The following is a 20,837-nucleotide window of genomic DNA, read 5'->3' on the forward strand; positions in this document are numbered from 1 at the left end:
TTTATTGAAGAGAGTGCCCCGCCCCGACTTGTCGGGACGGGGCCTGGAACAGCTTGAATGTATTTTCTCTTGGTATGTCATAAGATATTTGTTGTTGAAAGAAGTTCAACGACGTTTAAGTACTCATCAAAAGATGAGTAAATATTCAACGAGCTTTAGGTGACTATAGCGACGGGGTCCACCTCTTCCCATTCCGAACAGAGAAGTTAAGCCTGTCTGCGCCGATGGTACTGCTGTGCAAGGTGGGAGAGTAGGTCGTTGCCTGATTTTATCAAACAACCCAAAAGGTTGTCAAAGCCTCTAAGAGTAATCTTAGAGGCTTTTTTGCGTTTAAAAGGATTTAGAATCATGCTGAAAATCTGGCCGTCCGCCTGTGTGCAAGGTGGGAGAGCAGGACTAGGCGTCCCGATCGTGCCTAGTTGGCCGCACCTGGTTTTATCAACAATCCTAGAAGTTACTACAGGCCTCTAGGGTTAATGTTAGAGGCTTTTTGCGTTTAAGGTGATTTTAATACCTTCAATGAAAAGTGTTAGGATGAAAAAGAAAGAATGTCCGTCGTGTGCCATGGAAGTTGAGAGGAGCAGTAAGGTATGTCCTATCTGCGGGCACAAGTTTGACCAGTACTCCCCTGTGGTTAAATGGACGGCTATATTCCTGGTGCTTCTTTTTTTTCTCTATTTGATTATGTAAGGTATTAGCCGGAGATCTTAAATGAGGTCATGCTGATGGGGCCCCACGAATCATCATTGAAAAATGAAATCTCATCTTTTTGTTCCTGCAAACCCAATATGTAGAGCATTGGCAAATAGTGCTCTGGTGTGGGAATAGCCAGTTGGGCTTCTTTCCCCAGAGATTGATAGTTGATTAACGGGGCATGATTTCTATCCGATATGAGGCTCTTGAACTGGGCATTGATTGACTCCGTCCAGTCATATTTGGCAAACATGTCATTCCAGTTGACGAGGCGGAGGTTGTGTACCATGTTACCACTGCCCAAAATAAGCACGCCCTTTTTTCTCAGGGTAGCCAGTTCTTTGGCCAAGTCGTAGTGCCACTGCGGCGACTTGAAGTGGTCTATGCTCATCTGGATAATGGGGATATCAGCATCCGGGTACATATTTTTGACCACACTCCAGCAACCATGATCTAGTCCCCAATGGTCGTGGTCAAACAGGATGTCCGTTTTTTCAATGAGTTTTTTTGTTTCCTCTGCGAGTTCGGGGCTGCCGGGTGCTGCGTATTGAACGGCAAATAGTTCCCTGGGAAATCCCCCAAAGTCATGAATGGTTTTTGGGTGTTGCATCGCCGTTACAAAAGTGCCCTTTGTTTCCCAGTGTGCTGAAATGCAAAGGATAGCGGCTGGCTTCGGTAGCTCATAAGCAAGCGAGTGCCACCCTTTTGTGTACGCATTTTCTTCAATGGCATTCATTGGGCTGCCATGCCCGACGAAAACTAATGGCATCTTGTCTGAAGCCTTCAGTGCTCCGCTAAACTTCCTTAGGTCATTCAAGCTTTTCATGGCGACGGAATTGGTTGGTGGTCTTTAAACGGTTTTTGATGTATATACATGAAATTACATTGATTGGTTCCCGTAGGAATGAACATAAATCACTGACCTGTAGAGGATTAATATTTCTTGTAACCATTGGCCCGAAATGAAGTCTTTACTAAATTAACAATGCATTGGGCAAAAACTCTTCTGTTGATTTATCAACAGCTTTTTATTTTTTGTTTATCAGGACTAATCAATCATGGTTAAAAATCTCATTATGGCTTCGTTTAGAAGCCTGCTGAAAAACCGTTTCTTTTCGGTACTCAACATCACTGGCCTTTCAATTGGTGTGGCGGTTTTCATGTTAATAGCTCAGTACGTACACTTTGAACGGAGCTACGAAAATTTTATTCCAGAGGCCGATAATGTTTACAGGGTCAAGCTTGATGTGTTCAGGAACGGTGAACAGATAATTTCTAGTGCCGAGAACTATCCTGGTGCGGGGCCTGCATTTCTTCATGAATTTTCTGAAGTGACAAATTATGCCCGTCTCTACAATTTGGGCTATAAGAACAATGTCATTATCACCTATACGCCAGAGGCAGGCGAGCCGGTGGCTTTCAAGCAACGTAGGTTTCTTTATGCTGACTCCTCATTTCTGTCGTTGATGGGATATGAGATGGTGTCAGGCGACGCTGCCACGGCATTGGCTGAGCCCCTTAAGGCCGTGATTTCTGAAACACAGGCGAAAAAGTATTTTGGGAACGATAATCCTATCGGGAAGTTGATCCGGATGCAGGATGATGATTTCAACAATGAGCTTTGTGAGGTGACTGGCGTTTTCAGAGACCTTCCTCCAAATACTCATCTAAAGTTTGATGTGCTTTTTTCCTATAAAACATTATATGCAAGAGGAGAATATGCTCCCGGGCGATATAATACCAGTTGGGCTAGAAAGGATATGTACACTTTTGTAAAGCTAAGGCCCGGAACCGACCTGGAAGCACTTGAGACAAAATTTCCTGCTGTTGTTGATAAGTACAAGCCGAAGGATCAGACCATAGCAGTGGAAGATAAACTAAGTCTCCAGGCACTGCAAGATATTCACCTTCATAGCAATTTAGCGGATGAGCCGGAGACGAACGGCGATGCGGATATTGTTTTATTTCTCGCCTTAATTGGCGTTTTCGTCATCATAATTGCATGGATTAATTACGTCAATCTGGCAACGGCCCGGACGATGGAAAGAGCCAGGGAAGTAGGCATCAGAAAGGTAATGGGGGCGTATAAAAATCAACTTATTGCTCAATTTATGGTTGAGTCGGCCATGGTAAATCTGATTGCAATCGTTCTGGCGTTAACCATTTCGCTGGCTTGCCTTGGTATTTACAACAGTGTGTCAGGCTTGTCACTTACTGCCTCTTATTTTGTGTCTGACTGGTTTGTTTTGATGGTGACAGCTATCTGGCTAGTCGGTACTATTCTTTCGGGCTTCTACCCTGCTTTTGTTTTGTCGTCGTTTGCTCCGGTTGAAGTTTTAAGAGGAAAGATGGCGACCAGTCAGCGTGGTGCCATGCTTAGGAAAGGGCTTGTTTTGCTCCAATTTGTTGCTTCTGTTTCACTCATTACTGGCACCTTGATTGTGTTTAATCAGCTCAACTACATGACGAGTCAGGATATCGGAGTCAATATCGATCAGGTACTTGTTGTTGAAAGGCCGGGTATCTCACCCAGGGACAGACAAGCCTTCAATTCTTCCGTCGACGTGTTTAGGAACGAGATAAAGCAAAGCCCCGCTTTGAATGCTGTTAGCACGACGGCGACGGTTCCGGGGAAGCAGAGGGATTACATAGTGGGTGTGAAAAAATATGGAACGTCGGACGACAACATTGTGCCACTGCGTTTTAATAGTATGGATTACGATTATCAGGATGTCTTTGAACCCTCTCTGATAGCAGGCAGGTACTTCGCAAGGGAATTCACGGCAGACCAAGACACTTCGGTTATTATTACTGAGTCGGCGGTGTCACTGCTTGGCTTCAGCTCTCCGGCCGATGCAGTGGGCAAGTTTGTTGACATACCAGGGTTTCAGTGGGCACCCAAGATAGTGGGTGTGGTGAATGACTATCATCAGAAGTCATTCAAGAATGCTCTGGAGCCAAGTATTTTCTACTGCACATTATATGGCGGGGAGCTTTATTCCGTGCGGCTGGTAACGAATGACTTGCAGGGTGCAATTAAGGAGGTGCAAGAGGCATGGACAAGGTCATTTCCAGGCAATCCCTTTGACTATTTTTTTCTTGATGACTACTTCAATGCACAGTATGAAAATGAGCGAAAGTTTGGCAAGCTTTTCACCACTTTTGCCGTGTTAGCCGTGCTGATAGGCTGCCTTGGCCTGCTTGGCCTGGCTACTTTCACTGCGCAGCAACGCACCAAAGAAATTGCGATAAGAAAAGTGCTCGGCTCGAAAGTGGCGGGTATCTTCTTTTTGCTACTAAAAGACTATCTCATCATCATTGGAATTGCCATTGTTGTATCTGCTCCGATTGTTTATTTTCTCATGCAGAACTGGATCAACGACTTTCCTTATCAAACGGAAATCGGCATAGATGTATTTATATTAGCTGGTTTAGCCGTATTGGTGATTTCTGTACTTACAGTTAGTTTCCAAACGATGAAGGTAGCCACGGCCAACCCTGTAAGATCGCTGAGGAATGAATGAGAAAAGCAGTTGCCTTTTTCTGCTGATACAGCATCTTTTTAAGATCATTCGTATTTTGAGCTTCCATTAAAGGAAGCTCAAAAATTATGAAACGATTTCTACTGCCTCTCTTGTCTGTATTAGCCTTTGGTTGCTCTCAAAATGAAAGCGGCACGCAGGAAAGTAAGGAGGAAGTGCCGAAGCCCAATATTCTTTTTATCATGTCCGATGACCACGCTATGAAGGCTATTAGTGCCTATAGCAAGGAACTTATCAGGACGCCAAATATTGATCGGATTGCTCAGGAAGGTGCGCTGATGCGAAATGCCTTTGTTACAAACTCCATCTGCGCTCCGAGTCGTGCGGCCATTCTGACAGGAAAGTACAGCCACCTGAATGGCTTGAGAGACAACCGGGATGAGTTTGATGGCAGTCAGATGATATTTCCGAAGCTGCTTAAATCAGCGGGTTATCAAACCTATCTGATAGGGAAATGGCATTTGAAATCGAAGCCACAGGGGTTTGATTTTTGGAAGATACTTATCGACCAGGGAGAGTACTATAACCCGAGACTGGTTTCAGAAAGTGATACCACTGTCGTGAATGGCTATACCACTGACGTGATTACTGATGAGGGGCTCTCGGTTCTGCAAAGCAGAGATAAGTCAAAGCCTTTTGTCATGTTGCTTCAGCACAAGGCCCCACATAGAAACTGGCAGCCAAACATCAAACATTTGAGGCTTTTTGAGGAAGATCTGCCTATTCCTGCGACGCTGTATGATGACTACAAAGGCAGGCAAGCCCTGGCTGAGCAAGATCAGAAAATCACCAATATGTGGCTGTCCAACGACCTTAAATTGACGCCAGACTATTATGAAGAAGAAACCGGTACAGGTGGCGCTGTAGGCAATGCCAATCCGGAAGCCTCCTACAAAGCTATGTTGGATAGGATGACTCCGGATCAAAGGGTGCCCTGGGACGCTTACTACGACTCCGTTGGGTTGGCTTTCAAGTCGGCTAATCTTTCCGGAAAAGAGCTATGGAACTGGAAGTACCAGCGGTATATCAAAGACTACCTGAAGTGCATCGTGTCTGTGGACGAAAATGTTGGGAGAGTGCTGGACTACCTTGAGGCGGAAGGACTGGCGGAGAACACCATTGTTGTGTACACGTCGGATCAGGGGTTTTATTTGGGCGAGCATGGAATGTACGACAAGCGGTTTATGTACGAGGAATCGTTCAGAACGCCTATGCTTATCAAATACCCAAAAGGGATCAGGTCAGGAATGTCTATTGAGGAGTTGGTGATGAATATTGATTTTGCACCGACTTTTCTTGACTACGCTGGTGTAGAGATACCAAAAGAAATGCAGGGCCTGTCAATGCGACCTTTGTTTGAGGTCAGGGGTGAAAGACCCGAATGGCGGGAGTCGGTATACTATCATTATTATGAGTATCCTCATGGCTGGCACAAAGTAAAAAGACACTATGGCATCAGAAACTACAGGTACAAGCTTATTCATTTTTACCATGATGTAGACACCTGGGAGTTGTATGATTTACAGCAAGATTCTCAGGAACTGAATAACCTCATTGATGATCCAAAGCACGCTGATGTCGTACTTGAGTTAAAGGCAAAGCTAATTGAGAAGCAGATTGAGCTTAAGGAGCAGCCAGAAATTATTGATTTAACGAGGGGCGAAGAATTTGTGGGTGGCGACCAGTTTTAATTTTTATAGTGTGTGAGACACACACTATAACCGATTGGCAGCAATAAGGTCGATTAGTTATTGTAAAGTACTTCCATAGCCCCAAGGAGGTAGACCAAAGCTGCGTTCCAGTTAATGGCGATTTCGTTGGATGCATAAGAACAATCAGCATCTACAAACGACTCGTCGGGAATATTTGAAGGGTAGCCTTCACAGCCATCTTGTTGTCCGGGGTTGGGGCCGCCGGAAAGCAGGCCGGGAACAGGCTCGTCTATCCCATCGGCAACTGAAGGCCGGTGGTGAGGGTACATTGGCGTCTTGTCGCCATGGCCCGTTACAAAGGAATACCCGGTTGCGTTTCTGCCAAGCAGATAGTCCATGTTACTCAGGGCTCCTTCCAGGTACTTTTTATCGTTCGTCAATCGGTAGGTTTGAAGCAAAGCCACACCCTGGTTCGCAGCTACGGCACTGCTACCCCAGACAAAATCTCTTTCCGAACCCCCCATTACCGTTTGCCAGGCGGCTGACCCATTTAGTAACCCGTCTGCAAAATTTATCAACTGAGCCCTTAAAGGAGCTATTTCCGAAAAGCTGGTGTGCGGAAGTTTATTGATAAAGCGGGCGAGCGAATAGTAGCCCATTAATCTCACATTTCCCCAAGAAGGTAAAGACAGATTCTCATCAGGAAATAGGTTGATGGCGGAATAGTAGGCCTCGTCACCTGTCGAAATATAAAGCTCACAAGCCGCCCAAATGAACTCGTCACCTACTGATTTGTCGCCGTAAGCTCCGGTAGTTATATCGGGATCGTAGGTCTTGTTCATTTCATTTTGATTGTAAAGCACTTCTGGGTTTTGCTGCGCCCACTTCCACGCCTTTTTGGAGGCGGTCAGACAGCTGTCGGCAAGGCCGGGCAGCTGAGATTCGAAGTTTGCAAAAATCCTGCTTGCTTGAGCGGTTACGGCAGCGAAATCCAGCGTGGCGGCGGTGCTTTTTTGCACAACCCATCTTTTGTTGGTAGCATTTTCAGGCATCACCATGCCCTCAAATTTGGCCGTGGTCAGTTTATGGTAAACTCCACCGTCGGTGTCTTGCATCCGCAGCATCCAGCGAAGATTCCATAGCGTTTCGTCAAGAAGGTCCGGAATATCATTGTTGCTTTCAGGAATATTCAGATCAAGCTTGCTATAATAGGCGGGGAAGTCTTCATAAGCGGACAGTAAAGTACCCATTGTAATGCCGCTATTGACAATGTACTTATTATAGTCGCCGGCATCGTACCAGCCTTTTGGGGCCGACAGTTTGAAGTCGGCAGGCCTTTCAGATGTTGCTGCTGAGGGGTGTACAAAAACTGTAGTGTCGGGGTGGCCACGTGCTCTGGCCCATTTGCCAGCATAAATTTCCGGCAGGTCAACAGACATGCGCTGGTAGTAAAAGCCTTTTATTGAAGCCTTGCTGACTTCATTCAGCACGTTCGGCTCTATTTCAAAAGGATAGGAGTCGGCCAGGCCAGCCGCCTGAATGACATAGCTACCCGGCCTGTCGAGTATGGTGAAATCGGCGGCACGAGTGGTGTAATTGCCAAATGAGGATTGGTTCGGCTCACCTAGCTGTCCTTCAAATACTGCCTTGTTTGAGTTCAGGTCAACCACAGTGAATTTCTCCGCCGTTGTACCTCTGATGATGGCGATTTTAGGAGCGCCAACGTAAAACCCAATTTGGTTAAGGAAAACACCAGAGCCCTTGGAGGGCTCTGACGTATTTTGTTGCTGACAGGCGAAAGAAATGGCCAATAACAAAATAAGGCTGAGGACACTTCCGACGTATTTCATGTAGTTCCTGTTTTCAGGGACGAAACTTTAGATCTTCTTAATCAGCTCAATGGCTTCCTTCGTTTTCTTTTCCAGTCCGGCGTAGTCTTTTGCATCCAGCAGGTCTTTGCTAACCAGCTTACTACCCATACCCACGGCACAAACGCCTGACTTGAACCAGCCTTTCAGGTTGCTTTCTTCGGCTTCTACACCGCCTGTTGGCATGAACAAAAGATCAGAGAAAACTGCTTTGACCGCAGATACAAATTCAGGCCCCAGGAGGTTGCCCGGAAACAGTTTTACCAACTTAGCGCCATTAAGCTCGGCACCAGCAATTTCGGTTGGCGTCATACAGCCAGGAATCCATTGCAAACCAGCCTTGTGTGTCACTTCTGCCACATCGGGGTTCATGGCCGGGCAGATGATATAGTCGGCACCGATTCCGATAAAGCTGCGAGCGGCCCCCACATCTTTAATGGTTCCTATGCCCAGGAGTAGCCCGGGAAAATCCTTAGACGATTGCTTTTTCAGGTATTCGAAAACACCGAAAGCCTCCGCTCCCCTATTGGTGAATTCTATCGTACGAATTCCGGCTTTATAAAGGGCTTCAATGGCTCTTATGCTCACTTCTTTGTCGGAGTGATAAAACAATGGAAGCATTCTTTGGGCCTTAATAGCGGCTATGGCGTCTGGTCTATTGGACATGTCTCTTTTTTGTTATTGACTCGTAAAACAAAGAAATAAAATTGTGCCGCCGAAACGGCACATTCACTAACGGGCTACTCTTCCGGAAGCGTCGCCTCCCATGAGTTTTTCCACCTCGCTTTTGGTTGCCAGGTTGGCATCACCAACGATGGTATGCTTCAGACACGAAGCGGCAACTGCGAAATCAAGCGCATGCTGGTCGTTGTCAGGATACTGCAGCAACCCATAAATCAGGCCGCCCATGAAGGAATCGCCGCCACCAACACGGTCAACAATGTGTGTGATCTGATATTGCTTCGATTCGAACATCTTTTTGCCGTCGTACAATACACCAGCCCAGGAGTTATGTGACGCAGAGATGGAACCTCTCAGTGTAGTAATTACTTTTTTGGCTTTTGGGAACTTCACCATCATTTGCTTACACACCGAAAGGAAGGCCTGCGCTGTTACTTCATGCCCCTGTGTGGTTACATTCAGTCCTTCTGGCTTAATGCCAAAGTGCATTTCGGCGTCCTCTTCATTGCCGAGGATAATATCGCAATAGGAAGTAAGCTCAGTCATGATGGGCTCGGAAGGCACACCGTATTTCCAAAGTTTAGCTCTGTAGTTGAGGTCAGTAGAAATAGTGATGCCCATATCGCTGGCCACTTTTACCGCTTCAAGGCAAGCGTCGGCTGAGCCCTGCGAAATGGCGGGAGTAATGCCCGTCCAATGGAACCATCCAGCTCCTTCAAATACTTTTTTCCAGTCGATCATGCCCGGCTTGATGTCGGCCATAGAAGAGTGGGCTCTGTCGTAGACTACTTTGCTGCCACGAGTTACAGCGCCAGTTTCGAGGAAGTAGATTCCCAGACGATCACCTCCGAAAATGATGTTTTGCGTATTCACACCCCGCTTGCGCATCTCCATCAACGCACATTCGCCAAGATCGTTTTTGGGGAGCCTGGTGACAAAGTCAACAGGTACGCCATAGTTGGCCAGTGAAACGGCCACGTTTGATTCGCCGCCTCCATAAACCACGTCGAAGGAGTTGGCTTGTGAAAATCTAAGAAAACCCGGAGGTGACAACCTCAACATGATCTCGCCAAATGTTACTACTTTTTTCATTGTAGGAGTGAATTAATTCGGATGAAAGTTAAAACATTTTCTTTATTCTAATGCCCGATATGGCCATCTGGTTATTAGACGAAATTAAAGGGAAACACCCCTCTTCCAGGGAATAAAATCTTCCTGGCCATTTCGGTCGGCGGCACATTTTTTTTCACCGCTTGCCACACTGATCAGGTATTCCAGGATCCGCTCTCCAGTCTGTTCGATGGTTTCGCTGCCTTCTATAATAGGGCCAGTATTGATATCAATGATGTCAGGCATTTTTTCATATAGCTTGGTATTACTCGACAACTTGATGACCGGGGCTATAGGATTGCCTGTAGGCGTGCCCAAGCCTGTTGTGAAGAGGCAGATCGTTGCGCCTGAGCCTACCATGCCGGTGGTTGATTCCACATCGTTGCCAGGTGTGCAAAGGAGGGTAAGGCCTTGCTTGCGCACCTTTTCGGGGTAGTCGAGCACATCGATTACCGGCGAAGTACCACCTTTTTTTGCTGCTCCTGCCGATTTGATAGCATCAGTGATCAGACCATCCTTGATATTGCCTGGGGAGGGGTTCATGTCGAAGCCGGAACCTGCCTCGTGTGCTCGTTGGTTGTAGCGAGTCATGAGGTCAACAAACCGATTGGCTGTGGCTTCGTCGACACAGCGGTCGCAAAGTTCTTGTTCTACTCCGCAAAGCTCAGGAAACTCCGAAAGGATGACGGAGCCACCCAGGGCCGATATGAGATCGGAAGTATAGCCGATAGCAGGGTTGGCAGAAATACCGGAGAATCCATCAGAACCGCCACATTCCAGCCCCACGCAAAGTTTGCTTAACGGCGCCGGCTCCCGATGTGCCTGGTTGGCGATGATCAGTCCTGTAAAAATCTGTTTCACTGCCTCACCGATAAGGTCTGCCTCACGGCCCATTTTCTGCTGTTCAAACACCTGAAAAGGTTTGTTGAACTGAGGGGAGCGCTTGTCAATTTCTTCTTTTAAAATGCTGGCTTGAGCATTTTGACAGCCTAAGCTGAGCACGGTTGCACCAGCGACATTGGGGTTGGTGACGTAGCCAGCCAACAAACCACAAAGTGCCTGCGCATCCTGACGGGTGCCGCCACAGCCCATGGAGTGGGTGAGGAAGCGGATGCCATCTACATTGGGGAAAAGTGGGTTGTTGCTGACGCCAATGGTAGTTTCGTCAAAAGCCACTTCCTGTATGTCGGAAACACCCTGCCCCGACTGGTACATGGAAATCAGTCTTTTCGTGAACTGCTTGTATTTTTTTGGACTGGAGAAGCCGAGTTCTTCGAGAAGCGCCTCTTTCAAAGAGTCAACGTTTTTGTTTTCACAAAAAACCATTGGCACCACTACCCAGTAGTTGGCGGTACCGACAGATCCGTCTGACCGGTGATATCCCATGAACGTTTTGCTCTTCCATTTGCTTACATCAGGTGCGACCCAGTTGGTCTTTTTCTCTCTAGCATGGAGGTCGCCCACCGCATGCGTGGTGTTCTCAACGGAGATTCTCAGGCCCTTTGCAATGGGATTTTTTGCAGTGCCAACAACAAGGCCGTACATTATTATTTTATCACCCTGAGCCATGTCGCTCATGGTGAACTTGTGTTTGGCAGCAATGGGCTCTTTGAGGGTGTAGCTGGCTCCGTCCAGGCTCACTGTGTCGCCCTGGGCAAGGTCGGTGAGGGCAACGATAACGTTGTCGGCTGGGTGTACTTTAAGGACTTTAGCGTTCATGGCTGAAATTTACAAAACAGTTTGCAGTGCAGCCCTCATTCCGCCGGAAGAAATAAGGGAGAGTTTTTCGCTGACGTCTTTTTCGAAGCCTGGTAGCCTGGTGAGATCGGCGCCCCAAAGGCTTTCGTCCCTGAGTACAGCATTGGCTATTTTCTCAGCACCGTACTTTTTCCAAAGGTCGCTCAGGTAGCCAGCGTTGTCATCCTGGATCAGGTAGTCTTTTCCATTGGCGGTTCCATAGTACTCCTCCCCTTTTGCTTCTGATTTCATAAAACAAATGAACGCTGCAAAACCAAGGGCGAAAAGTGAGGGTACGTCGCTCTTTTGCTCGTAGTGCTTTAACAGAATCGGCAAGTCCCGCATCTTGATTTTGGATGAATATTGCAGTGTAATGCTCAGCCACTTATGGTGAATGAATGGGTTGCGAAAGCGGTCAAGAACAGTCTGGCCATAGCTTCTGGCTTCGTCTACCAAAAGCGAGGGTCCACTGATGGCCGGGGCCAATTCCTGCATCATGAGGGTTTCGATGAAGCCAGATAGCGCCTCGTCTTTCATGCCTTCTTTCACCGTTTCAATGCCAGCCAGCACGCCAATGCCACTCGAAAGGGTATGTGTTCCATTAAGTAGCCTTAGCTTCAGTTCTCTGTACTTTGTAATGTCTGGAGCAATGACAACGCCTTTGTTGGCTTTGGCAAAAGAAAGCACCTCATTTACTTTTGAATTAGACGCTTCGATCGCCCATAGGCTGTAGGGCTCAGAAAGAATGGCCAGGTCATCAGTGTAGTCGAAATTGCGGTCAGTATCGGGAAGCTTTCCAGGGACAATTCTATCCACTAGGGAGCTGCAAAACTGATTGGCTTCGGAGATCCATTTGATGAAGGCTGTATCCAGCTGGTTTTGTTTTGCCAATGTCAGCACGATGTCTTCCAGCTTTTGTCCATTGTCGACAATTAGTTCCGTAGGCACGATGACAAACCCTGGCAGGCCGGCAGCGTAGCGAGCCTGTAATATGGCCAGTAGCTTACCGGGAAATGATGTTGGAGGCTTGGCTGTGATTTTATCTCCGTCAAGTAAAGCAATCCCCACCTCGGTGGTGTTCGAAACGATCACTTCAATATCGGGATTGATCGCACATTTCATGATTTCTTCCCACTCACTTCTGGCGGAAAGCACCCGGCTGATGCTGCTGTTGACAATTGTTTGGTCGACAGTTTTTCCTTCCTGAATGCCTCTGACTACATGGGTGTATAGTCCGTCCTGCTCCTGAAATTCGTCAGCGCCTCCCTTGTCGGTAGACTTGATTACAACAACTCTACCATTGAAAGTCCTCTGTCTGTTGGCTCTGTCGATGAAGTAGTCGATAAGTCCACGAAGCAGGATGCCTGTGCCAAACTGGACCACTTTTTCCGGGAGGTTAAAGATGTTGGAGGGAGGCACGGCGGTGCCTTTCAGGAAATCAATTTCTTGCAGGGTGTGTTTGGTAAGTTTCATGAACTTCGGTTTGGAGGTCAAAACGGCCCCTAGTTACATAATTTTAGAGAAAGCTGAAAAACGGGTTTTACATCTCCACCATTGCTTTGATGACGCCTGTTTTTGGGTCGAGCCAGGAGTCAAAAGTTTTCTTTACTTTATCAAAGGTGACCCGGTGTGTGATATAGGTACCCGGGTCGATGAGTTTACTTTTCATGCAGGCCAGTACATGTTCGAAGTCTTCCCGGGTGGCATTGCGGCTGCTCATCAGGGTGCCTTCCCGTTTGTGAAACTCGGGGTGGCTGAATGTGATGTCTCCTTTTTGCAGACCAACGAGTATGTACCGGGCACTGTGGGCCATGTAGCTAAAAGCTTTATTGATGGCGAACAGGCTGCCAGTGGCGTCGAAAACCGCAGTTGGCATGCTACCGGCTGTGATGTCCTTAATGGTTTCAGCAGGATTTCCTTCAGAAGGATTAACTGTAAGCGCTACGATGTTTTTTTCCTTGCAAAAGGCTAGTCGCTGGTCGTTGATGTCCATCGCTATGACTTTGGCACCGGCTATTCTGGCAAACTCCATAATCCCCAACCCAATAGGCCCCGCACCGATGACTAGCGCAAATTCGCCCTTTCTTATTTGTGCCCGCCGTATTGCATGGGCTCCTATCGCCAGCGGCTCCACCAGGGCCAGCTCTTCTAAGGTATGATCGTTGCCATGCACCAAAGAATAAGATGGAACCGAAAGGTACTCAGTCATCCCTCCATCGATGTGCACACCACTTACTTTTAAGGTTTCGCAACAGTTGGGCCTGCCGGATGTGCAAGCAATGCAAGTGCCGCAGTTAAAATAGGGGATAAAGGTAACTTGCTCGCCTTTTGAGAATCCTGGAGCGTCTGTTTCGGCTATCTCAGCTGCTAGTTCGTGCCCCAGGATTCTTGGGTAATTGAAGTAGGGCTGTGTGCCTTCGTAGGCATGAAGATCAGTACCACAGATGCCTATCCTTTTGATTTTTAGTATGGTGTTGCCTTTGGAAAACAAAGGCTCCGGAATGTCTTTATATTCGAACTGGCCGGGTGTGGTGCAAATGAGGGATTTCATTGATTGGTCGTCTATTTCAGTTTAGAAGAGTGCATAGGGTTGTTAAATAGATGACGAGATAGGTGGCCTTGTCCCTTACCTGATCGCAGATTCTTACGAATTAAAGTGCTCTGTCCAGGTGAACGTAGCCGCCATCTACATGAATGAGTTGTCCGGTGGTGTGGCTCGATCTGTCAGAAAGCAAAAACGCAACTGTGTTGGCGATTTCTTCCGGTGTTGTCATTCGGTTTTCCAGCGGAATCCGGTCTGTCACCTTTTTCAGGTACTCTTTTGGGTTGGGCTGCTGGGCCACAAACCATTCGTACATGGGTGTCCAGCACTCGGATACCACCACGCCGTTTACCCTTATGCCGTATTTCAGCAACTCCACGGCCCATTCTCTGGTGAGGGCATTGCGCCCACCATTGGCCGCTGCGTAGGCAGAGGTTCCGCCCTGGCCGGTTTCGGCGGTTTTTGAAACAATATTCACGATGGCACCTTTGTCGGCCTTGAGATAGGGCAGTGCATAATGTGCAATCATGTAGTAGTGCACCACGTTTTTGTGCATGCTCTCCATGAACTTTTCGTAGCTGCCGTGCTCCAGGTTCACGCTATCGTTAACGCCAGCATTATTCACTACGCCGTCTATCCGCCCAGCTTTTTCAAAAGCAAACCGCACTGCTTTTTCGCATTCTTCCGGGCTGATAAGTTGCGTCGAACGCTGGTAGGCTTTCCCTCCTGACTTCTCTATGTCTGCCACCACCTTCAGGTTGTCTTGCTCATCAAGACTTATGATGACGGGAATAGCACCTTCTTCCGCCAGGATTTTGGAAATGGCTTCACCTATACCTCTTCCTCCGCCGGTGACGATGATTACTTTGTCTTTTAGATTTAAATTCATAATGTTTTGCTCAATCCAAATGATAAAACCTCGCAGCATTTCCGCCCCAAAAAGCTGCTTTTTCACTCCTTGAGAAGCTGGAAAAATATTCGTCGACGAGGTCAACCACCTGTGTGTAGTCGGCTGCACAAAGGCAAACGGGCCAGTCGGAGCCGAACATGAGGCGATCCATGCCAAAGCCCTCAACTGCGGCATCAAGATAAGGGCGAAAGTCAGCCTTCTGCCAGTTTTTCCAATCAGCTTCGGTGACCATGCCAGATACCTTGCACATAACGTTGTCGAACTGAGCCAGTGCACCAATGTCCTTTTTCCATTCCTCAATCTTGCCCGCCTTGATGTACGGCTTGGCAAGATGATCCAACACAAAGGACTGATCAGGAAACTCTTTGACTAACTCACGGGCGTTTTTCAGGTGCTTTGGGAAAATGAGGATGTCGTACGTAAAGCCAAACTTGCTGAGCTTATCGATACCGTTCCGAAACGCTGGTCGCAGCATAAAGGCGTCGTCGGCTTCTCCCTGGAGAATGTGGCGAAACCCTTTCAATTTTTTAAGCTTGCTAAGCGTTGCCAGCTGCTGCTCGATGTCTTCAGCTTGTAAATCCACCCAGCCGACTACGCCCTTTATAAAGTCGTTGGCTTGTGCATTCGCCAGCTGAAATTCATTTTCCTGCTGGTTTTGATCGACTTGTACGAGCACACAACCTTCAATGCCATGCGCATGAAGCACTGGCTCCAGGTTATCGGGCATAAAATCCCGCTGTATCACCTTCATGGAGTCGCCGATCCAGCCATGCCGGGCCGGATCGTACTTCCAAAAGTGCTGATGAGCGTCAATTTTTGGCATCGTTGCAGGCAGTCAGGCTCTCCACGCAACTACCTTCTGCTTCGACACACCCATGCCGTCGATGCCCAGCTCCATCACGTCGCCGGGCTTGAGGTAAACCGGTGGATTGAAACCAAGTCCTACGCCTTTTGGCGTTCCGGTGGAAATAACATCACCGGGAAGCAGTGTCATGAATTGGCTCAGGTAAGAGATGAGGAATGGCACCTTAAAGATAAGGTCTGAGGTGGAGCCGTCCTGCATCATTTTACCATTGACTGACAGCCAAAGACGCACGTTGTTGATGTCTTTTATTTCATCGGGAGTGACCACATAGGGCCCGAGGGGGGCAAATGTGTCGCAGCCCTTGCCTTTGTCCCAGGTGCCACCACGCTCCAGCTGGAACTCACGTTCCGACACGTCGTTGTGCAAACAGTAGCCAGCCACGTGTTTCATGGCATCTGCTTCTGACACGTAGCTTGCCTTCGCTCCTATGACGACCGCCAATTCCACCTCCCAGTCAGTTTTTACTGAGTTTTTCGGAATCATTACGTCATCATTTGGCCCTACAAGTGATGTTGTAGACTTCATGAAAAGGATGGGCTCTTCGGGAATTTTGGCACCAGATTCTTTTGCATGATCTGCGTAATTGAGGCCTATGCAGACAATTTTGGAGGGTCGGGCAATGGGGCTGCCAATTCTGGTGCCTGCCGGCACTTTGTCAAGAGAGGACTTATTTCTTTCAACAAAGCCCTTTAGCCTTTCCAATCCACCGGTTCCGAAGAATTTTTCGTCATAGTCCTCGCCGAGGGGTGATACGTCATAGTGCTGGCCGTCGATGGCTACACCTGGTTTTTCTTTGCCCGCCGGGCCGAATCTTAGTAGTTGCATGTATCTAGGTATTAAGTTTTATAAATCCGCCGTCAATTGGGTAGTCGGTTCCGGTGATAAATGAAGCCTCATCGGAACACAAATACAAGACTAGATGGGCAACTTCATCGGGTGTGCCCATTCGGCCTATCGGCTGTGTTTTTGAAAGTTTGTCGAACATCTCCTGCTCTTGGCCCGGGTAGTTCTTTGCAAGGAACCCATCTACAAAAGGTGTGTGCACTCTGCCGGGAGAAACGCAGTTGCACCGGATATTGTCGGCCAGGTGGTCTTTGGCAACAGACAATGTCATGGCATAGATAGCCCCCTTGCTTGTGGAATAGGCGAAGCGATCAGCGATACCCATTTGTGCAGCCACGCTGGCCATATTGAGAATTACACCGCCCCCAAGCTTTTTCATGATTGGAATAGCCTCATGAATACAATTGTAGACGCCCTTTACATTCACATCCATTACCCGTTGGAAGTCGTCTTCGCTGGTTGTGTCGGCCCTACCAACGTGGGCAATGCCGGCATTGTTCACCAGGATATGGATGTCGCCAATGGTTGTAAAAAGCTTTCTTACTTCAGTTTGTTTACTTATGTCGCAGATATGAGCAGTTGCAGCAAGCCCTTCAGATTTTAAATCGGCGAGGGTGGCGTCGACATTGGCTTGGTTCACGTCAATGATTTGAACGTTAGCACCGGCTTTAGCAAAAGCGAAAACGGTAGCTTTTCCAATACCACTGGCACCTCCTGTAATGACGGTTGTCCTATTTTTAAGATTATACATCCTTATTAAGTTATTCAGTCAAAGAAAATATTTTATCCATTAAAAGCCACTTTTCGCCAGGTTTAGCTGTGGGCAGCGCCTGCTGGTACTTCCACATCAATTTTTCCCATTCCTGCACTTTTGGGTTGTTAGCGTCCATTTCGGCCTTCTTACTAAAACTAAAGGTACTAATCGTCTGCATCACCATAAAGAGACGGTTGCCTGAGCGGTATATTTCCATCTGCTCGATTCCGCTTTCTCTGATGCTCTCCAGTATTTCCGGCCATACTTGCTGGTGATGCCTTTCATAGTCAGCTATGAGTTTAGAGTCATCTTTCAGGTCAAGTGTCAGGTAAAAGGTTTGCTGTGCCATTGTTTAAGAAAGTGCTTTATTTCTTTTCATAACTCTCAGGCAATAGATGGCCACTAAAAGGAGGCAGAACAATGGTAAGATGAAAGAAAAGTTGACCTCAGGAATGGAGCCAAACAATTGCAAGTCATTTAATCCGGTACCACCCCAGTCAATAATCCCTCCCTGAAGAGGTGGCATCAAAGCACCGCCCACTATGGCGAGTATTAGTCCGGCTGAGCCTAGTTTTGCCTCATCGCCCATGCCTCTGAGGGCAATGCCATAGATCGTTGGAAACATCAGCGACATGGCAAAGGAAACGCCTACCAGGCAGTACAAGCCTGTCATGCCATTAATAAGTATGGCGCCAATACAAAGCACAGACCCAAGCATAGCAAAAATGAGCATCAGTCTGGCCGAGTTGATGTAGCGAAAGAGAAATGTGCATATCCAGCGGGCAGTCAGAAACAAGATGGTGGACGCTACCACATAAACCGTTGCATTAAGCTGATCATCCACTGGTCGTGACTCGTTCAAATTGGTCACGTACTGATAAATAAATGTCCATACCATGATTTGGCAGGCAACGTAGAAAAACTGAGCTAAAACGCCTTCGTAGTAGTCCTTGTTGGAGAATAGTTTTTTGAATGTTGTTCTTAAATCGAGCTTGTCGACATGCCTGGCGGGGTCATCAATTTTCACCACCATAAACAAAATCATGATAGCGAGCACTACAAACCCCAGAATGATGTAGGGGGTGCTGACAATGGAAAGGTCGTGCTCAATAATTTGCTGCTTCTGTTCTAAAGAGAGCAATTCAGTGGGGGCATCGGCGCCAATCTTTGTGTCAAGCCTGTCGACGACATAAATCCGTGCTATCACCTGCCCCGTAAGTGCGCCGATGGGGTTGAAAGCCTGTGATAGGTTCAACCGCTGCGTGGCTGTTTCAGCCGGCCCCAACTCCAGGATCATTGGGTTGGCTGTGGTTTCAAGGAATGCCAGGCCAAACGTGAGGATATAGAATGATACTAGAAACAAGTTGTAGCTCACAAGCAGCGCCGACGGATACATTAGCAGCGATCCCAACATAAAAAGAAAGAGCCCGAGAATAATGCTCGATTTGTAGCTGTACTTTCTAATGAACAGTGCTGCCGGTATGGCCATGGTACCGTAGCCTCCGTAGAAGGCGAGTTGGACATAGGAGGCTTTTACATTGGAAATGTTTAGCACATTTTTGAACACTTCCACCATTGGGTTGGTAAGGTCGTTGGGGAAGCCCCACAAAAAGAACAGGGAAGTCACTAAGACAAACCCCAGGGTGTAGTTTTGCTTGCTCGACATAAAAATAAAATAGGTAGGTGTTATAAAAATGGCAGCTAGCTGATCTGCCTCTCTAACATACTAAGAAAAGCGCCTCTTTCGAAGCGCTTTTCCTGTATAAGTTCATAAAATAGGGTAGGTGGGTAATTATCCCGTAAAGCTGGTCATGATATAGACCACAATGGCCAGCACTACCAGCGAGAAAACAATATCCCAGGTGTTGTAACTGGCTCTGTTTTCGGTTTTTTGTTCGGCGCTCAAAGTGCTAAACGTAAGCCCTTTTATTTGTTCGGCCGATGGTGCGGCAGAAGTCATGCTGACGACCAGACAAACCAAAATGGAGAACAAAAAGAACCAGGATGAAAACGTAAGGAAGTTCACGTTTCCGAAGGCATACAAGAAGCTGTTAGGATTAAGTGAATCGCTTGCCAGCTCCAGTGAGAGTCTGATAAACACCACGGCCATACCAACGATAAGCGTAGTTAATGCACCCCTCGAATTGATTCTTTTGTGGAAGATGCCTAATAAGAACACAGCTGCAATTGGTGGCGCAATGTATGATTGTACCGACTGTAGGTATTCATACAATACACCCGAAATATTCTGCATGATAGGAATCCAAAGAATGCCCAGCACAACGACGATGCCAGTGGCTATCCGGCCTACTTTCAGCAGCTTGTCGTCTGGGGTTTCGGGCTTTAGCTTTTTGTAAATATCAACAGTGAAAAGCGTCGAGCACGAATTAAACACTGAGGCAAGTGAACTCATCAGGGCGGCCAGCAAGCCTGCTGCCACAAGTCCTTTGAGGCCTACCGGCATCTTGGCCATCAACAACGTGGCAAAGGCCTGGTCAGGTGTGTCCCACGAAAGCTCGCCACGGTTTTTCAAGGCCAATGCTACCACGCCCGGAATAAGAAACAGGAACACGGGAAGCAGCTTTAGCAGCCCACCAAATATAGTGCCCCTACGTCCTTCTTTGATATTTTTGGCTGACAGCACTCTTTGCACAATGTACTGGTCGGTACACCAGTACCAAATGCCGACAATTGTGCTGGAGAAAACCAGGCTTGGCCACGGAAAGTCAGGATCGCTTGGTGGGCGCCACATATTGAGGTAGCCTGGCTCCAATGCTGTGCGCATGCCATCCCACCCGCCAACGGCATCGAGGCCAATAAACGTAAGCGTGCCTGCGCCAATAACAAGTACAATAGTTTGCAGCGCTTCGGTGTATACCACTGCCTTCATACCACCCAATACCGTGTAAATACCAGTAAGAATAACCGTCATTAAAGCACCAAACCAAAAGTCGATTTGCAGCAGGGAGGCAATCACAATTCCACCGGCATACACCGTTACGGAGACTTTGGTGAGTACATAGGCCACCAGCGAAAAGACGCTGAGAAACCAGCGTGTTCCCGGACTGAACCTTTTTTCGAGAAACTCGGGCATGGTAAAAACACCACTGCGGATATAGAAGGGAAGGAATACCCAGCCAAGCATGAGTACAATCCATGCATGCAGCTCATAAATGAGCATTGGTATTTTGTCGCCTGCTCCTGTGCCGGCAAGGCCGACCACATGCTCCGAACCTATGTTTGAGGCAAAAATGGAGGCACCAACCACAAACCAACCGATGTTGCGGCCTGCAAGGAAGTAGTCTTCAGTAGTTTTTTGTTTTCGGGAAATGACCCAGGCGGCCAGGCCACCGATTACCACAAAATAGCCGACAATGACTATCCAGTCTAGCGTTTCAAAACTGTTCATAAGTAGGTTTAAGTAGAGTGTAAATGTTAAAATGCACTTTTTAATTATAAGTAGTGAGCGAAAGTAAAATTAAATGCTTAAAATGTGTATTGGAAAGCACTTTCCGATCAAAAGTTAGGGCCAGACTGGCTCTGATGCAACACCCTTGAGCATGTGAAACAACGAATAGTCAATGTTATGTCTTTGTTTAATTTTCTCCAGTATACTTTATCTAATAAGAATTATAACTAA

General features: G+C 47.5%; 16 protein-coding genes and 1 rRNA gene. 3 read left to right on the plus strand and 14 right to left on the minus strand.

Going from position 1 to position 20,837, the window contains the following annotated elements:
• The first annotated feature begins 155 nt into the window (after positions 1 to 155).
• A 5S ribosomal RNA gene (rrf, locus tag RIF36_RS03175) occupies positions 156 to 267 on the plus strand.
• Positions 268 to 694: 427 nt separating this feature from the next.
• On the opposite strand, the gene ygiD is transcribed toward rrf, so the two are convergent.
• Positions 695 to 1,519, minus strand: a complete 825-nt coding sequence (gene ygiD / locus RIF36_RS03180) for a 4,5-DOPA-extradiol-dioxygenase (protein WP_350074237.1) — start codon at positions 1,517 to 1,519, stop codon at positions 695 to 697.
• Between the two features lie 250 nt (positions 1,520 to 1,769).
• Here ygiD and RIF36_RS03185 point away from each other — a divergent pair, with 250 nt between their 5' ends.
• On the plus strand, positions 1,770 to 4,217 hold the full coding sequence (locus RIF36_RS03185; RefSeq protein ID WP_350124717.1) for an ABC transporter permease: 2,448 nt from the start codon (positions 1,770 to 1,772) through the stop codon (positions 4,215 to 4,217).
• A gap of 86 nt (positions 4,218 to 4,303) precedes the next feature.
• Positions 4,304 to 5,926: a sulfatase family protein gene (locus RIF36_RS03190; protein ID WP_350124720.1), complete on the plus strand. Its 1,623-nt coding sequence runs from the start codon at positions 4,304 to 4,306 to the stop codon at positions 5,924 to 5,926.
• A 53-nt stretch (positions 5,927 to 5,979) separates the two neighbouring features.
• Here RIF36_RS03190 and RIF36_RS03195 read toward each other — a convergent pair whose 3' ends face one another.
• The 13 genes from RIF36_RS03195 to RIF36_RS03255 form a co-directional block, all read right to left on the minus strand.
• On the minus strand, positions 5,980 to 7,737 hold the full coding sequence (locus RIF36_RS03195) for a glycoside hydrolase family 9 protein (RefSeq protein WP_350124723.1): 1,758 nt from the start codon (positions 7,735 to 7,737) through the stop codon (positions 5,980 to 5,982).
• A gap of 27 nt (positions 7,738 to 7,764) precedes the next feature.
• Positions 7,765 to 8,421: a beta/alpha barrel domain-containing protein gene (locus RIF36_RS03200; RefSeq protein WP_151999555.1), complete on the minus strand. Its 657-nt coding sequence runs from the start codon at positions 8,419 to 8,421 to the stop codon at positions 7,765 to 7,767.
• 66 nt (positions 8,422 to 8,487) lie between these two features.
• Positions 8,488 to 9,528 (minus strand): PfkB family carbohydrate kinase, encoded by a 1,041-nt coding sequence (locus tag RIF36_RS03205; RefSeq protein WP_350074244.1) that lies wholly within the window; start codon positions 9,526 to 9,528, stop codon positions 8,488 to 8,490.
• A gap of 84 nt (positions 9,529 to 9,612) precedes the next feature.
• The gene (locus RIF36_RS03210) at positions 9,613 to 11,265 is read right to left on the minus strand and encodes a UxaA family hydrolase (RefSeq protein WP_350124726.1); all 1,653 of its coding nucleotides are present in this window, start codon (positions 11,263 to 11,265) and stop codon (positions 9,613 to 9,615) included.
• A 9-nt stretch (positions 11,266 to 11,274) separates the two neighbouring features.
• A complete protein-coding gene (locus tag RIF36_RS03215; RefSeq protein ID WP_350124729.1) occupies positions 11,275 to 12,756 on the minus strand; it encodes a tagaturonate reductase in 1,482 nt (493 codons plus the stop codon).
• A gap of 67 nt (positions 12,757 to 12,823) precedes the next feature.
• Positions 12,824 to 13,834 (minus strand): zinc-binding alcohol dehydrogenase family protein, encoded by a 1,011-nt coding sequence (locus RIF36_RS03220; RefSeq protein ID WP_350124732.1) that lies wholly within the window; start codon positions 13,832 to 13,834, stop codon positions 12,824 to 12,826.
• A gap of 100 nt (positions 13,835 to 13,934) precedes the next feature.
• The gene (locus tag RIF36_RS03225) at positions 13,935 to 14,714 is read right to left on the minus strand and encodes an SDR family oxidoreductase (RefSeq protein WP_350124735.1); all 780 of its coding nucleotides are present in this window, start codon (positions 14,712 to 14,714) and stop codon (positions 13,935 to 13,937) included.
• 10 nt (positions 14,715 to 14,724) lie between these two features.
• A complete protein-coding gene (locus RIF36_RS03230) occupies positions 14,725 to 15,558 on the minus strand; it encodes an amidohydrolase family protein (RefSeq protein WP_350124738.1) in 834 nt (277 codons plus the stop codon).
• Between the two features lie 12 nt (positions 15,559 to 15,570).
• Positions 15,571 to 16,425 (minus strand): fumarylacetoacetate hydrolase family protein, encoded by an 855-nt coding sequence (locus RIF36_RS03235; RefSeq protein ID WP_350124741.1) that lies wholly within the window; start codon positions 16,423 to 16,425, stop codon positions 15,571 to 15,573.
• Positions 16,426 to 16,429: 4 nt separating this feature from the next.
• Positions 16,430 to 17,194 carry an SDR family NAD(P)-dependent oxidoreductase gene (locus RIF36_RS03240; protein ID WP_350124744.1) on the minus strand — a complete coding sequence of 255 codons (765 nt, stop codon included), beginning with the start codon at positions 17,192 to 17,194 and terminating at the stop codon, positions 16,430 to 16,432.
• Positions 17,195 to 17,204: 10 nt separating this feature from the next.
• Complete coding sequence (locus RIF36_RS03245) at positions 17,205 to 17,546, minus strand: L-rhamnose mutarotase (RefSeq protein WP_350124747.1); 342 nt, start codon at positions 17,544 to 17,546, stop codon at positions 17,205 to 17,207.
• A 3-nt stretch (positions 17,547 to 17,549) separates the two neighbouring features.
• On the minus strand, positions 17,550 to 18,863 hold the full coding sequence (gene fucP / locus RIF36_RS03250) for an L-fucose:H+ symporter permease (RefSeq protein ID WP_350124750.1): 1,314 nt from the start codon (positions 18,861 to 18,863) through the stop codon (positions 17,550 to 17,552).
• Between the two features lie 126 nt (positions 18,864 to 18,989).
• Entirely contained in the window at positions 18,990 to 20,606 is a 1,617-nt protein-coding gene (locus tag RIF36_RS03255) for a sodium:solute symporter (RefSeq protein WP_350124753.1), read from the minus strand.
• Positions 20,607 to 20,837 lie beyond the last annotated feature (231 nt).

The sequence above is a fragment of the Imperialibacter sp. genome (assembly GCF_040222815.1).
In the GTDB taxonomy this organism is placed as follows: Bacteria; Bacteroidota; Bacteroidia; order Cytophagales; family Cyclobacteriaceae; genus Imperialibacter.